Here is a 13631-nt window from a genome sequence, read left to right on the forward strand (position 1 = left end):
CGATCGCCGGGTGACGAGTGCGTCGACAGCACAGAGCGCGAACCCGGACCCTTCCACCACCGACCGGGGCGACGGCGCCGGGCCCGGGCTCGCCGCCGCCGTGCGGCGCCGGCTCGCCACCGTCGACGACCGCATCGGCCGGGGTCAGGCGTGGCTGGCGACAGCCGTGGTGGTGGCCATCGCGGCCATCCTGCGTTTCGTGGGGCTCGGTTTCCCGCCCGGGAAGATCTTCGACGAGACCTACTACGCCAAGGACGCGTACGGGCTGATCGACCGCGGCTTCGAGTGGAACTACAAGGACAACGGCCCCTCGTACGTGGTGCATCCACCGCTGGGCAAGTGGATGATCGGCATCGGCGAGTGGGCCTTCGGCTACCAGGACGCGGACAGCGGCGTCTCGGTGCCGGGTCACCTGATGACCACCTCGCCGGAGTTCGGCTGGCGGTTCGGCGCGGCGGTGGCCGGCACGCTGTCGGTACTGCTGCTGGTCCGCATCGGGCGGCGGATGTTCCGCTCCACGGTGCTCGGCTGCGCGGCCGGCCTGCTGCTCGCGCTCGACGGCTACCACCTGGTGCTGTCCCGCACGGCCATCCTCGACATCTTCCTGCTGCTGTTCGTGCTCGCCGCGTTCGGCGCGCTGGTGCTCGACCGGGACGCCCGGCGGCGGCGCTGGGCCCGGGCGCTGGAGGGCGGGCTCGACCCGACCCAGCCGGGGCGGGCCGGCCGTCCGTCGTCGGGCTGGCGGGACTGGCCGTGGTGGCGGCTGGCGGCCGGGGTGCTGCTCGGCTGCGCCTGCTCGGTGAAGTGGAGCGCGCTCTACTTCGTGCCGGCGTTCGCGTTGCTGGTGCTGCTCTGGGAGGTCGGCGTCCGCCGCTCGTCCGGGGTACGCCGGCCGTGGCGCGACGCCGTGCTCGACGAGCTGCCGTGGCTGCTCGCGGCGGGCGTGCTGATGCTCGTGACCTACGTCGCGACCTGGTCGGGCTGGCTGCTCGGGCAGGACGGCTACTACCGCCTGGCGGAGCGCTACCCGAACAACCCGGAGCTGAGCGACACCCCGTTCGTCGGTGCGCTGATCAACCTGTGGGAGTACCACAAGGCCGCGTACGGCTTCCACACCCAGCTCGACGACCCGCACAAGTACCAGTCCTGGCCCTGGCAGTGGCTGCTGCTCGGCCGCCCGGTGGCGTTCCACTGGTCCGGTGACGGCAGTTGCGGCGCGCCGAGCTGCGCCTCGGAGGTGCTGCTGCTGGGCACGCCGCTGCTGTGGTGGTCGTTCCTGCCGGCGATCGCCGCGACCGCCTGGCTCGGTCTGGCCCGGCGTGACTGGCGGGCGGGCGCGATCCTGCTCAGCGTCGCCGCCGGCCTGCTGCCCTGGTTCTGGTTCGCCCTCGACGGCCGGACGATGTTCTCCTTCTACGCCGCACCGGCGGTGCCGTTCCTGGTGCTCGCGGTGGTCTATGTGCTCGGTGCGATCGCCACTCCGGCGCCGGTGACGAACACGGCCGCGCCACCGGACCCGCAACAGGTCCACGACCGCCGGCTGGTGGGCGGGATCATCGCGGGCGCGTACGTGTTGCTCGTGGCGCTGTGTTTCGCGTACTTCTACCCGATCTTCGTGGGCCGGGTGCTGCCGTACGCGGACTGGTCGGCGCGGATGTGGCTGGACGGCCGCTGGATCTGAGGCGGGGCGCCGGGCACTGCGCGGCGCCCCGGCACAAAGAAGCGCGCCCCGATCGCCTGCCACGGGGGAAGCGGGCGATTGGGGCGCGCAAGACAGAGCTTAACCACACTCCGGCAACCGCACAACGGGTGCGGGCCGGTCAGATTTCCGACGAGTGCACCACCGGCCGAAAGGTTTACATGGTGCAGCTAACGGTGGGTGGCCGAGCGCGACCGTGACGACCCCGGCGGATGCCGGGAACGGGCACCCGCGACCCGGATGATCTTCCAAAGTGGATCTCACTACACTTCGCCCGGTGATCAACAAGAGACGATCGACGGCCGTCCTCATCGGACTGCTGGCGGCGGCCGCGATGATCGGGCCGAGCCCCGCCGGGGCCGACGACGAGACCACCGAGCCCGTCGCCGAACCACCCAAGGTCGAGCTGGTCCTCGACGTCAGCGGGTCGATGCGGGCCCGCGACATCGACGGCCGCAGCCGGATCTCCGTCGCCCAGCAGGCGTTCAACGAGGTGGTCGACGCCCTGCCGGACGAGACACAGCTCGGCATCCGGGTGCTCGGCGCCACCTACCGGGGCAAGGACAAGAAGCAGGGCTGCCTGGACACCCAGCAGATCGTGCCGGTCGGCCCGGTGGACCGTACCCAGGCCAAGGCCGCCGTCGCCGGGCTGCGCCCGACCGGCTTCACCCCGGTCGGGCTGGCGCTGCGCTCCGCCGCGCAGGACCTGGGCACCGGCAGTACCGCCCGCCGGATCGTGCTGATCACCGACGGTGAGGACACCTGCGCGCCGCCCGACCCGTGCGAGGTCGCCCGCGAGCTGGCCGCCCAGGGCACGCGGCTCGTCGTGGACACGCTCGGCCTCGCGCCGGACGAGAAGGTACGCAAGCAGCTGCTCTGCATCGCCGGCGCGACCGGTGGCACCTACACCGCCGCGCAGAGCGCCGACGAGCTGACCGGCCGGATCAAGCAACTGGTCGACCGCGCCCGGGACACGTACACGGCCGCCCCCGCGGTGGTCGGCGGCGGCACGGCCTGCGAGGGCGCCCCGCTGCTCGCCCCCGGCGTCTACAGCGACCGGGAGGCGTTCTCCGAGCACCGCTGGTACCGGGTGCCGGTGCGTCCCGGGCAGGAGCTGCGCGCCTCGGTGAGCATCGCGCTGGACCGCCCGGTCAACCCGGACTACGGCGTGCTGCTGCGCGCCACCGCGCCGGACGGGCGGGAACTGGTCCGGGGCGTCGACGCCGGCAGCGGGCGTACCGACGTGGTCTCCGCCGGGCTGCGCTGGTCGGCCGCCGAAGAGGAGGAGGACGGCCCGAGCGCCGAGCCGACGCCGGGCACGGAGCAGGCCGCACGGACCGTCTGCCTGGTGGTCAGCAACTCGTTCGCGGCCAAGCCCGGCACCCAGGCCCGTCCCGGCATGCCGGTCGAGCTGACAGTCGACGTGGTGGCCGCCTCCCCCGCGCCGGACGGACCGGACCTCGGCCGCGGCTGGGTGCTGCTGCTCCTGCTCACGCTCGCCGGGCTGCTCACCGGGCTGCTCGCCGGACTGCTCACCCGCTGGTGGGTGCACACGTGGAGGACGAACTGAGCATGCGTACGCTGATCCGCGCCGCAGCGGCGACCACCGCCGCCGGACTCGCGCTCACCCCGGCGGCGGCCCTGGCCGCGCCCAGCCCGTCACCGGGCGCGACCACGGTGACCAAGGCCGGCACCTCGTTCCTCACCGCCACGACCGTCACCGCCGGTCAGCCGGTGCAGGTCGGCGCGTCGACCGGCGACCACCTGTACTGGTCGTTCCGCGCCGACGCCGGGCAGGTGCACGAGGTGACCGCCACCGTCACGTTCCCGAAGTCACGCAGCGGCGCGTCCACCTGGACCGTCGATGTCTTCGACGGGCTGCGCCGCCGGCAGGCGTGCACAGCGGGCGCGCAGACCCCCACCGCCGACGCGTCGGCGACGAGCGTCGCGCTGGGCTGCACGCTGCGACGGGTACGGCCGTGGGCCGAGCCCTGGTCGGGCGACCCGCTGCCCGGCACCTACTACATCCGGCTCTCCGTCACCGACCTGCCCGAGCCCGACCTCGGCCTGCCGATCGACGTGGAGATGCTCGTCGGCGCGACCGACGAGGGCGGCGCGTCCGGCGACGACGGCGAACTGGCCGCGCCGCTGGTGCCGAACACCCGGGCCGGCACCGTGCTGACCGCCGAGCCGACGCCCGAGCCGGTGGCCGACGAGGAGATCGACCTGACCGGCTGGCTCCCGGAGGCCGGGTCGCGCTGGGTGTGGACCACTGTGGGCGGAGTGCTCGCCGCCGTGGCCGGCGTGGTCGGCTTCGGGCTCACCCGGCGGCCCCGCCGCCCCTGAGGACCGCAGCCGGTGGCCGCCGCGAACCCGACGCGGCGGCCACCGGACGCGCTCACGCCTCGGCGGTACGCGGGCCGCGCGGCACCCAGCCGATGAACCGGTCCTGGAGCGCGGTGACCGGCACGGAGCGCAGATCCTGCGTCGCCGCGGCGAGGCAGGATCCGAGATAGACGCTCAACGACGCCCGGTCCACCTGGTACTCGCGCAGCAGGTGATGACGTTTCGTGGCGCAGGGCCAGTCGTCACCGCACGAGCCGCAGATCCAGTGGGGGGTCACCGGCACGTGCTCGCCGCCGGTGCTCCCCGAGCCCTCCGCGCCAGGCGTCATCGGCCGCTCCTTCCGAGTCCGAAATGGGTGGTGATGGACCGATTGCCTCCCCGCAACGTTCCTTCAGCGCAGCGGCACGCCCAAGCGTTACGGTACGTTCACCGCGTGTCCCCGTCATCCACCTCTCGTGCGTGATCTGCTTCCGGCCGAGGTCGCCGTCGCGGTGGCCGCACCCGCCGACTGGGCCGGTGACCTGCTCCCGGCCGAGCTGGCCGCCCTGGGTGAACGCGCGGTGCCCGGCCGCCGCCGTGACTTCACCGCCGGGCGCGTCTGCGCCCGCCGGGCGCTCGGCGCGCTCGGCCTGCCCGCCACGCCGGTACCGGCCGGCGCCGACCGGGCCCCGATCTGGCCGCCCGGCGTGGTCGGCGCGATCACCCACACCCGCGACTACTGCGCGGCGGCCGCCGCCCGCGCCACCGACGTGCGCGCCGTCGGTATCGACGCCGAGCGCTACCGGCCGCTCTCCGCGGGGGTACGGCGGAAGGTGTGCCGCCCCGACGAGGAGGCGGACCTGGCCCGGCTGCCGTCCGGCACGCCCTGGCCGACCGTGCTGTTCAGCGCGAAGGAGACCGTCTACAAGGTCTGGCACCCGCTGGTCGGGACGTGGCTGGGCTTCGCCGACGCGCGCGTCGTGCTCGACCCGGAGGCGGGCACCTTCCACGCGGTGATCGCGCCGGCCCGGATCGCCGCCGCCCCGGTACCCGATCCGCCGTCAGCGGTGACCGGACGGTTCGCCGTGGACGACGACCTGGTCCGCACCGCGGCCGTCCTGCCACATCGATGAGCCACTGCCGGGCGGGTTGTGCCCGGCTTGTACCGTCGTTCCGACTGAAAATTCCGAAGGCGCCCAAGGAGTACGGTGAGCCACCCTCAGCCTCCGTCCGGGTCACCCGACCCGAACCAGCAGCCGCAGGAACCGCCGACGCAGGCGTTCCCCACCGCCCCGATGCCGCCGGTGCCGGGCAGCCCGTACGCGCCGCCGCCCGCTCCGACCTCGGGCGCGCCCTATCCGCCGCCTTCGGACGCGCCGCAGCCGCCCGTCTCGGGCGCGCCGCCCGTCTCCGGTCCGCCGCAGCCGCCGACCTCCGGGGCGCCCTATCCCCCGCAGCCGGGTCCGGGCGAGCAGTACCCGCCCGCGCCCGCTCCCACCACGGCGTTCCCGCCGGCGCCGCCCACCTCGGGCGCGCCCTACCCGCCGCCGGGCAGCGAGTACCAGCCCTCGCCCGGGGCGTACCAGCCGCCGGGGTTCGAGTACCAGGCACCGGGCGCCGCCTACCAGCCGCCGGGGTCCGAGTACCAGCCCCCGGGTGCCGCGTACCAGCCGCCGGGCGGTTACCCGCCGCCGGGTGGTGGTGCGTACCCGCCGCCGCCCGGAGCGCCGTTCGGGCCGCCGGCGAAGAAGTCGAACAAGAACGTCTGGATCACGGTCGGCATCATCGCGGTGATCCTGCTGCTGCTGTGCTGCGGTGGCGGCATCTTCGCCATCTACAGCGGCGCGAAGAAGACCCAGGAGGCGATCGACTCACTGCCCACGCCGGGCGTCACCTACGGCCAGCCCACAGGTGACACCCCGACGGGCGCTCCCACCGGCACGCCGCAGCCGGGCAACACCGACGACAAGACGTTCAACATGCCGGCCGGCGACAAGCTGGTCGTCAACGACGACAGCGGCACCATCGAGATCACCGTCGGCAACTTCCGGACCAGGAACGCCGCCTGCAGCGAGGTCATGCCCGGCCCGAAGAACGGCATGTTCCTGATCGCCGACGTGACCGCCGAGATCACCAAGGGCACCGGCTCGATCAACCCGTTCTACTTCACCTGGGTCGCCGCGGACGGCACCGAGGAGAGCGGCATCGGCGGCGCCTTCTCCGGTTGCGGCAAGCTGATGACCTCGGGCAACAACCTGCCCGAGGGTTCCAAGCGCAGCGGCCAGCTCATCTTCGACGTGAAGGACCAGAACGGCGTCGTCGAGTACAAGCACCGCTTCCGTTCCGCCGGGTCCTGGAAGCCCTGACCCCACGCGAGACCCCGCACGGGGGCCGGTCCACAGCGGACCGGCCCCCGTGTCCGTTCGGGTGACGCCGGGAGCCGATCGGACATTTCCATGTGCGCGTGCCGACCCTCGGTCGCCAGGCTCGGAGCATGGCGAACGAGACGACGATCCCACTGCTGCCGTGCCGCTCCCTGGACGACGTAGCGCCCTTCTACCAGGCCCTCGGCTTCGAGGCCACGTACCGGCAGGAGCGCCCGAACCCGTACCTCACGCTGCGGCGGGAGGATCTCCATCTGCACTTCTTCGGGATGCCGGAGTTCGATCCCGCCGACTCGTACGGCTCCTGCCTGGTGGTGGTGGACGACCTGGTCGACATCCACCGGGCCTTCGCCGACGGCATGCGTGCCACGTACGGCCGGGTGCTCGTCTCCGGCGTCCCCCGGATGACCCGGCCCCGGCCCCGCCGCAACCAGGACGGCCACTTCGGGTTCAGCATCGTCGACCCCGGCGGCAACTGGATCCGGTTCGTCGGCCGGGCCGAGCCACCCCGGGCCGACGACAAGGGCGGCCTGGCCCGCACGCTGGGCAACGCGGTGGTGCAGGCCGACTCGCGCGGCAATCCCGCCCAGGCCGCGCGGATCCTCGACGGCGCGCTGGCCCGCCCGGAGGCCGCCGACGACCCGGCCGTCCAGGTGGAGGCGCTGGTCTACCGGGCGGAGCTGGCGCTGCAGCTCGGCGAGCCGGAGACGGCGCGGGAACTGGTGCGGCAGGCCCGATCGGTCCCGCTGGACGACGCTGCGCGCGACGCGCTGGCCGACACGCTCCGGCACGCCGATGACCTGACCGCGAGCATGCCGCCCGGATAGCCACCCGGCGCGGCGGCCCTGGTCGCGCGGCGGAGCCCGGGCCGGTGGCGGTTTGCCGGCCGGGCCAGCGGGGACGCGACGCGGCAGGCGGCGAGGGCCGCGACGCGACGATCCGGGGAGGCGGCATGAGCGTCGAGCGCGCGAAGAACGACCTGGAGGATCTGGCCGGTCCGGCCCGGGCGCGGCTCGGTGACCTGAACCAGGACGAACACGCCGAAGCGGACCGGGTACGCGAACAGGACGAGATCCGGGGCAAGCGCCCCGGCGAGCACATCCAGGCGGACGCCCGCGACGCCGACGACAACTTCTCCGCCTGACCCTGTGCCGCCGGAGATCCCGGTAGCCGACAGCCGGAACAGAGGGCCGAAATCTTCCACGATCTCCCCGCCTGGCGTCGAAGCAGTGTCGGGCGTGGTTCCTATCCTGTGGTGATGGTTCTCACCGACGTCACCGGGTCCTGGGCAGGCACCAACGGCTTCCGGCTGATGCCCGCCGACCCGCTCGCCGAGTCGCCCGCCGCGCTCACAGTCGCCACCGCGGCCGGCGGGCACCTGACCACCGTGTCGTACTCGTGGGACCACCCCGACGACGGCCCGCAGGACGGCCTGCTGGTGATCGCCGCGGGCGACCGGCCGGGCTCGCTCGTCGCCTGGTGGGGCGACTCGTGGCACCAGCAGCCGACCCCGATGACGCTCACCGGCGCGGCGGACGGGGTGTCGGCTGTCGAACTGAGCGCCGAGTACGGCGGCGGCTGGGGATGGCGGATCGTCCTCGACACCGCCGAACCGGCCCTCCTGCGACTGCGGATGGAGAACGTCGTCCCCGCGGACCAGGCCGGGCCCGGCACACCGGCCGGGCCCTACCCCGCGATGCTCACCGAGGTGCGCCGGGCCTGAGCCCGATCAGGCGTCGAGGATCTCCCGCAGCCGGCGCGCGAACGCCTCCGGCTGCCCGGCCTGGCCCATCTCCTCGCCGAGGAACCCGCCGTGGTGGCTCGGGAAGACGGCTGGCTGCCCGCCGAGCAGCTCGGCGGTGGCCACCGACGTCCGCGCGGTGAGCGTGTCCGCCGACTCCTCGCCCACGGCGATCACCACGCGGGTCGGTGCGGCGCGCAGCGCGTCGGCGTCCGGCCGGTACACGGTGACCGCCGCGGACCGGTCGGAGAGCAGCGGGTCGTCCCGGCTGCCGTCGTCCTCGGCCGGCATCCCGAACGCGGCGGGGTCCGGCGCGGGCTGGGCGAAGTAGTCGTCGGTGAACTCGCCCCGCCACGACGTCAGGCCGATGAACGCCGCCATGCCGGCGCCCCAGCCGTTCTTCCGGTACGCCTCCTGGCAGGCGGCCATGGCCCGGCCGGCCGCCTCGGCGTCGGGGAGCAGCGTGGTCAGCGGCGGCTCGTGCGCCACCAGCGTGGTCACCACGTCCGGGTACGCGGCCACCAGGGCGAGCGCGGTCACCGCGCCGCCGCTGCTGGCGAACATGTCGATCGGGCCCACGCCGAGGGCGTCGACGATGTCGCGTACGTCCCGGGCCTGCACCTCGGGCAGCGAGTCGTTCCGGCCGTCCTTGCGGACGCTCCGGCCGAGCCCGCGCGGGTCGTACGTGATGACGGTGCGGTCCGGGAAGTACGACGCGAGCGTGGTGAAGCCGTCGGCGCACATGGGCTGGCCGATCATGAACAGGGGGCGGTGCCCGCCCTCGGCCGCCGTGGGGGCGTGGACGTCGTAGACGAGGTCGACCTCGGGCGTCTGCAGAGTGAGCGTCTTCATGCCTCTGTCGACCGGTGCCGGCCGGGAAAATCATCGGTCCTGCGGAAACGTGTGCCGGCGCGGCTCGCGGCGGTGTCGGCGCCCACCGCCGCGAGCCGTGCCGTCGCGGTCAGCTCACCGTGCCGGTGACGGTGCTGCCGGACTTGGTCACGTAGTAGGTCAGCTTCGTGCCGCTCCAGAAGTGGAACGTGAGCGTCACCCGCTGGCCGTCGTTGACCTCGGCGAAGAACTCCGGCTTCAGCGCGATCGTGTTGCCGGTGTAGTTCGGCGCGAACGTCACGTCGAACTCCTTGTACGAGGTCCAGTTGTGCGGGCCGGCGTTGCTGCCGTCGGCGTACTTCGCCTCCATCGTGGCGAGCTGGTCGCCGCGGAACTGCGCCGGGAGCGTGAACGCGGCGGTGGTGCCGGTCGCGTTGGAGAGCACCGGCGGGTCGTACGAGATGATGCTGATCCGCCACGGCACGCCCGCGGAGAAGCGGGCCTGGAGGTTGGCGTTCACCCCGTACGCGCGGGAGCCGACGAGCCGGGTCAGCGCCGACGCGGTGAGCGTCAGGGTGGTGCCGGAGACGGTGTAGTCGGTGCCGTTGACCAGGTCGGTGGTGCCCTGGCGCAGCCCCTGGAACGTGGTGCCGTTCAGGTTGAGCGTCAGGCTCTTGGCGGTGATCGAGCCGGTCCGCGGCACGTACACCTGGTCGCTGGACGCGGTGCCGGAGCGGGTGGTCCAGCTCGACTTGATCTGTGCGAACAGCTCGGGGTCCTTCCAGACGAAGGACGTCCGGTCGAAGTGCTGGCCGTTGTCCCAGAGCTGGGTGGTCAGCTTGCGGCTGCGCGCGTAGTGGCCGAGGAACTCGAAGAACTTGAGCTTCTCGCCCTGCTCGATGGTGCCGGTGTGGCGGTCGAAGCCGAGCAGCCCGTACTCGCCGATGATCACCGGGATGTTGCGGGTGACGAAGGCGTTGTAGACGCGGTCGAACTGGTCGGTCAGATCCTGCTGGACCGTCGCGTCGAACCGGGTGCCCCCGGCGACGTTCACGCTGAACGGCCAGTACCCGTAGAAGTGCACGGTGGCGATCAGGTTCGGGTCGTTGAGCGTGTTGAACGTGCTGACCAGTTCGTCCACCCGGGCCTGCTCGGCGGAGGTGTGCAGGGTCGGCAGGACGAGCAGCCGGGTGGCGTTGTTCCCGCCGGACTGGCGGACGATGCGGTGGAACGAGGTGTTCAGCTCGTTGAGCAGCGTGGCGTTCTGCGCGTCGCCGGAGCTGCCGGTGAACTGCGGCTCGTTGACGCTCTCGAAGGTCAGCTTCGGCGAGGAGTCCTTGAACGCGGCGGCGATCTGGGTCCAGAGCGCGTTGTAGCGGTTCAGCACGCCTGTGCGGTCGGTGGGCATCGTGTTGATCCACTGCCACGAGTCGTGGTGGATGTTGAGCACCACGTAGAAGCCGTCGGCGAGCGCCCAGCCGACCACCTCGCGTACCCGGTTGAGCCAGGCCGCGTCGATGGTGTAGTTCGGCGCGGCGCCGTGGTGGTTGCTCCAGGTCACCGGGATGCGGATGCTGTTGAAGCCCTGCGCCCGGACGTTGTCGAGCAGTGCCTCGGTGACCCGCGGGTTGCCCCAGGCGGTTTCGTCCGCGCCGACCGCGTCGAAGGAGTTGCCGAGGTTCCAGCCGGGCTGCATGGCGGCGACGGCGGCCATCGCGTTGCCGGCGGGCGGCGGGGTCGTGGGCGGTGGCGTGGTGGGCGGCGGGGTGGTCGGGGGCGGAGTGGTCGGCGGTGGCGTGGTGGTCGGCGGCGGGGTGGTTCCGCCGACGCCGCCGGTGCAGGCCACGCCGTTGAGCGAGAACGCTGTCGGCGCGGTGTTCGCGCCGGACCAGGAGCCGTTGAAGCCGAACGAGACGCTGCCGTTGGTGGCGATGGCGCCGTTGTAGCCGACGTTCGTGGCGGTGACGTCGGCGCCGGAGGACGTGACCGTGGCGCTCCACGCCTGGGTGACCCGCTGGCCGGACGGGAACGTCCAGCGCAGGTTCCAGCCGTTCACGGGGTCACCGAGGTTGGTCACGTCGACGTTCGCGGTGAAACCGCCGGGCCACTGGCTGGCGGTCGTGTAGGTGACGCGGCAGCCGGCCGCCGCCTGGGCGTTCGTCGCCATCACGGCGGTGCCGGTCACGAGCGTGGCGGCGGTCGCGGCGACCAGGCCGACCCGCAGTCGGGCGGTACGGGGAGAGCGGAACATGGTGGTTCCTTCGTGGTGGGGTGGGGCGCGTGGACGGGGAAGGCGGGGCGCGCACCCGCCCAGCGCGAGAGTAAGTTTGGAATCTAAACATTGTCAATCGGCAGACGTGGATGCAGGAAGCACGTCAGGCGGTCGGCGGCGTCTCGACGCTGAGGTGCGCCGACAGTGCGCGCAGGAAATCGGGCGCGTCGAAGATCCGGCCGGCCGAGGCGACACCGGTCGCCCGCGTCCGCCCGGTCAGGATCCGGTGGACCGCCTCGACCGCCAGCGGCGCGCTGATCGCGTAGATGTCCTGCCCGTGGGCCACCACCCGTCGGCGGACGTCACCCGACCGCACCACCACGTCGACTGTGAACGTCTGCGCGGACCGGCCACGCTCGTCCACAGCGGCCGGCGCGTCCCCGGCGGCCAGGTCCCCTGCCGCGTCCACGGTCATGTACATGCACACCTCCGGGATGTCCAGGTGGCTCGGCACCGTCACCACGTCGGCCATGGTGAACTCGCCGAGCACCGGCCGGACACCGAGCGGCGCCGGGAACTCCCAGTCCAGCCGGGGCAGGTCGCCGTCGGCGTACACCAGGCGCCCGTCGGTGAAGCGGACCCGCCGGCCGTCGCGGCGCTCGCGCGAGACGACGCCAGAGGCGACCGTCCCGGCCGTCGGGTGCCAGCTGCTCAGCCCGTACGCGACGTGCGCCTCGTCGGCCGCCGTCCAGTCCCCCATCGCGGCGGTGACCAGCAGGTCGCCGAGTCCGCCGAAGAACGCCATGGCCGGCACCACCGCCACGCCCGCGGCCTCGGCACGCCCGGCGTAGTCGGCGAACGTGTCCCGGTTCGCCTCGATCTCGGCCGCCACGTCGACGTAGGGGATCCCCGCTCGCACCGCGGCCTCGATCAGCGGACCCGCGGTCGAGGCGAACGGACCGGCGCAGTTGACCACCGCCGCCGCCCCGGCCAGCGCCCGATCCAGCGAGGCCGGGTCGTCCACCGACGCCACCCGGTGCTCCTCCCCCGGGAACGCGGCCGACAGCTTGCCCGCGTCGCGCCCGACCGGCAGCGGCTCGTAACCCCGCTCCCGCAGCTCCGCCACCACGAACCGCCCGGTGTGCCCGTACGCCCCGAACACCGCCACCTGCATGTTGCTCTCCCTCGAAGATCGACTGAACTGATCCTCGCCGGGATTCGAGGGCCGGTACAGTGGCGCAAACGCCAATGCCCGTACAGTTTCGGACATGACTCTGATCGCGCTCGCCGCCACCGACGGGATGCTGCACTTCGAGCTGGCGGCGGCCTGCGAGATCTTCGTCCGCGACCCGACCGGCCTGGCCGACCCCTGGTACGACCTCGTGGTCTGCGGCCCCGGCCCGGTCGGCGTCGGCCGGTTCGCCGTCACGCCCGACCACGGGCTGGACCACCTGGCCCGCGCCGACACGGTGATCGTCCCGGCGATCGAGGACACCGACGCCGAGCCGCCGCCCGACCTGGTCGACGCCGTCCGCGCCGCCAACGAGGCGGGCGCCCGGATGGTCTCGTTCTGCACCGGCGCGTTCGTGCTCGCCGCCGCCGGCATCCTCGACGGGCTGCGCGCCACCACCCACTGGGCGCACACCGACGCGCTCGCCGCCCGCTACCCGCGCGTCCAGGTCGACCCGGACGTGCTCTACGTGGACAACGGCGACGTGCTCGCCTCCGCCGGCAAGGCCGCCGCGATCGACCTGTGCCTGCACCTGATCCGCCGCGACCACGGCTCGACAGTCGCCAACGCCGTCGCCCGCCGCCTGGTGGTGCCGCCGCACCGCGCGGGCGGCCAGGCCCAGTACGTCACCACACCCGTCCCGGCCCGCGAGGACCACCCGCTCGCCGCGCTGCTCCCCTGGGCGATGGCGCGGCTGGACCACCCGCTCACCGTCGCCGACCTCGCCCGCCAGGCGACCATGAGCACCCGCAACCTGGTCCGGCACTTCACCGCCGCGACCGGGGCCACGCCCTCGCAGTGGTTGGCGACGCAGCGCATCCGGCGGGCGCAGGAGCTGCTGGAGAACACCGACGACAGCATCGACGCCGTCGCCGAGGCGTCGGGCATGGGTACGGCGACGACACTGCGCCGGCACTTCCAGCGCACCGTGGGCGTACCGCCGGACACCTACCGCCGCACGTTCCGCCGCGGCTGACCCGATTGCCCGGCGGTAGTAGCGTCGGCCACCCGATCACCGGAGCAGACCATGGACCAGGTACGGGTGCCCGACGACGGCGCCGGCGGCAGCGAGTTAGAGGCCCGCGCGTTCCGGCACGGAGGATATGGTCGATTCGACCAGCGGCCGATCGTCGCCGCGCTCGTGTCACGCATCCGCTCCCTGTCCGGTGGTGTCGTGCCGCTCGGGGGGACGGTCGCCTGACACTCGA

Annotated in this window: 14 protein-coding genes; 10 read left to right on the forward strand and 4 right to left on the reverse strand. The window is 73.1% G+C overall.

Going from position 1 to position 13631, the window contains the following annotated elements; genetic code table 11:
* Nucleotides 1-10: 10 nt before the first annotated feature.
* The 3 genes from ACN27C_RS03795 to ACN27C_RS03805 all read left to right on the forward strand — a co-directional run bounded on the left by ACN27C_RS03795 (nucleotide 11) and on the right by ACN27C_RS03805 (nucleotide 4045).
* Entirely contained in the window at nucleotides 11-1681 is a 1671-nt protein-coding gene (locus tag ACN27C_RS03795; RefSeq protein WP_120571728.1) for a dolichyl-phosphate-mannose--protein mannosyltransferase, read from the forward strand.
* Between the two features lie 295 nt (nucleotides 1682-1976).
* Nucleotides 1977-3269: a VWA domain-containing protein gene (locus ACN27C_RS03800; protein ID WP_120571729.1), complete on the forward strand. Its 1293-nt coding sequence runs from the start codon at nucleotides 1977-1979 to the stop codon at nucleotides 3267-3269.
* A 2-nt stretch (nucleotides 3270-3271) separates the two neighbouring features.
* Complete coding sequence (locus ACN27C_RS03805; RefSeq protein WP_121686298.1) at nucleotides 3272-4045, forward strand: peptidase; 774 nt, start codon at nucleotides 3272-3274, stop codon at nucleotides 4043-4045.
* Between the two features lie 52 nt (nucleotides 4046-4097).
* Here the strand turns inward: ACN27C_RS03805 and ACN27C_RS03810 are convergent, their stop codons facing one another.
* A complete protein-coding gene (locus tag ACN27C_RS03810; RefSeq protein WP_357899740.1) occupies nucleotides 4098-4373 on the reverse strand; it encodes a hypothetical protein in 276 nt (91 codons plus the stop codon).
* A gap of 127 nt (nucleotides 4374-4500) precedes the next feature.
* Between ACN27C_RS03810 and ACN27C_RS03815 the strand changes: the two genes are divergently transcribed.
* The 5 genes from ACN27C_RS03815 (at nucleotide 4501) to ACN27C_RS03835 (ending at nucleotide 8131) form a co-directional block, all read left to right on the forward strand.
* On the forward strand, nucleotides 4501-5157 hold the full coding sequence (locus ACN27C_RS03815) for a 4'-phosphopantetheinyl transferase family protein (RefSeq protein ID WP_357899737.1): 657 nt from the start codon (nucleotides 4501-4503) through the stop codon (nucleotides 5155-5157).
* 75 nt (nucleotides 5158-5232) lie between these two features.
* Complete coding sequence (locus ACN27C_RS03820; RefSeq protein WP_422750438.1) at nucleotides 5233-6390, forward strand: hypothetical protein; 1158 nt, start codon at nucleotides 5233-5235, stop codon at nucleotides 6388-6390.
* Between the two features lie 128 nt (nucleotides 6391-6518).
* The gene (locus ACN27C_RS03825) at nucleotides 6519-7235 is read left to right on the forward strand and encodes a VOC family protein (RefSeq protein WP_422750439.1); all 717 of its coding nucleotides are present in this window, start codon (nucleotides 6519-6521) and stop codon (nucleotides 7233-7235) included.
* A gap of 125 nt (nucleotides 7236-7360) precedes the next feature.
* Entirely contained in the window at nucleotides 7361-7552 is a 192-nt protein-coding gene (locus ACN27C_RS03830; RefSeq protein ID WP_120571734.1) for a general stress protein CsbD, read from the forward strand.
* A gap of 114 nt (nucleotides 7553-7666) precedes the next feature.
* Nucleotides 7667-8131, forward strand: coding sequence for a hypothetical protein (locus tag ACN27C_RS03835; RefSeq protein ID WP_422750440.1), 465 nt, complete (start codon nucleotides 7667-7669; stop codon nucleotides 8129-8131).
* A gap of 6 nt (nucleotides 8132-8137) precedes the next feature.
* Here ACN27C_RS03835 and ACN27C_RS03840 read toward each other — a convergent pair whose 3' ends face one another.
* From ACN27C_RS03840 to ACN27C_RS03850, 3 genes are all read right to left on the reverse strand, one after another.
* The gene (locus tag ACN27C_RS03840) at nucleotides 8138-9001 is read right to left on the reverse strand and encodes an alpha/beta fold hydrolase (RefSeq protein WP_422750441.1); all 864 of its coding nucleotides are present in this window, start codon (nucleotides 8999-9001) and stop codon (nucleotides 8138-8140) included.
* Nucleotides 9002-9110: 109 nt separating this feature from the next.
* Nucleotides 9111-11231 carry a cellulase family glycosylhydrolase gene (locus tag ACN27C_RS03845; RefSeq protein WP_120571736.1) on the reverse strand — a complete coding sequence of 707 codons (2121 nt, stop codon included), beginning with the start codon at nucleotides 11229-11231 and terminating at the stop codon, nucleotides 9111-9113.
* A 124-nt stretch (nucleotides 11232-11355) separates the two neighbouring features.
* Entirely contained in the window at nucleotides 11356-12366 is a 1011-nt protein-coding gene (locus ACN27C_RS03850; RefSeq protein WP_422750442.1) for a saccharopine dehydrogenase family protein, read from the reverse strand.
* Nucleotides 12367-12460: 94 nt separating this feature from the next.
* Between ACN27C_RS03850 and ACN27C_RS03855 the strand changes: the two genes are divergently transcribed.
* Both ACN27C_RS03855 and ACN27C_RS03860 read left to right on the forward strand, forming a co-directional pair.
* Entirely contained in the window at nucleotides 12461-13399 is a 939-nt protein-coding gene (locus ACN27C_RS03855; RefSeq protein WP_422750443.1) for a helix-turn-helix domain-containing protein, read from the forward strand.
* A 51-nt stretch (nucleotides 13400-13450) separates the two neighbouring features.
* Nucleotides 13451-13624, forward strand: coding sequence for a hypothetical protein (locus tag ACN27C_RS03860; RefSeq protein WP_422750444.1), 174 nt, complete (start codon nucleotides 13451-13453; stop codon nucleotides 13622-13624).
* Nucleotides 13625-13631 lie beyond the last annotated feature (7 nt).

Source organism: Micromonospora sp. WMMD1219, assembly GCF_049315215.1.
Classification (GTDB): domain Bacteria; phylum Actinomycetota; class Actinomycetes; order Mycobacteriales; family Micromonosporaceae; genus Micromonospora; species Micromonospora tulbaghiae.

What these genes read in the sequence shown, in the direction of transcription:
- ACN27C_RS03805 (WP_121686298.1), top strand. Translation starts at nt 3,272, where the DNA reads ATGCGTACGCTGATCCGCGCCGCAGCGGCGACCACCGCCGCCGGACTC.
- ACN27C_RS03810 (WP_357899740.1), bottom strand. Translation starts at nt 4,373, where the DNA reads ATGACGCCTGGCGCGGAGGGCTCGGGGAGCACCGGCGGCGAGCACGTG.
- ACN27C_RS03825 (WP_422750439.1), top strand. Translation starts at nt 6,519, where the DNA reads ATGGCGAACGAGACGACGATCCCACTGCTGCCGTGCCGCTCCCTGGAC.
- ACN27C_RS03830 (WP_120571734.1), top strand. Translation starts at nt 7,361, where the DNA reads ATGAGCGTCGAGCGCGCGAAGAACGACCTGGAGGATCTGGCCGGTCCG.
- ACN27C_RS03835 (WP_422750440.1), top strand. Translation starts at nt 7,667, where the DNA reads ATGGTTCTCACCGACGTCACCGGGTCCTGGGCAGGCACCAACGGCTTC.
- ACN27C_RS03840 (WP_422750441.1), bottom strand. Translation starts at nt 9,001, where the DNA reads ATGAAGACGCTCACTCTGCAGACGCCCGAGGTCGACCTCGTCTACGAC.
- ACN27C_RS03845 (WP_120571736.1), bottom strand. Translation starts at nt 11,231, where the DNA reads ATGTTCCGCTCTCCCCGTACCGCCCGACTGCGGGTCGGCCTGGTCGCC.
- ACN27C_RS03850 (WP_422750442.1), bottom strand. Translation starts at nt 12,366, where the DNA reads ATGCAGGTGGCGGTGTTCGGGGCGTACGGGCACACCGGGCGGTTCGTG.
- ACN27C_RS03855 (WP_422750443.1), top strand. Translation starts at nt 12,461, where the DNA reads ATGACTCTGATCGCGCTCGCCGCCACCGACGGGATGCTGCACTTCGAG.
- ACN27C_RS03860 (WP_422750444.1), top strand. Translation starts at nt 13,451, where the DNA reads ATGGACCAGGTACGGGTGCCCGACGACGGCGCCGGCGGCAGCGAGTTA.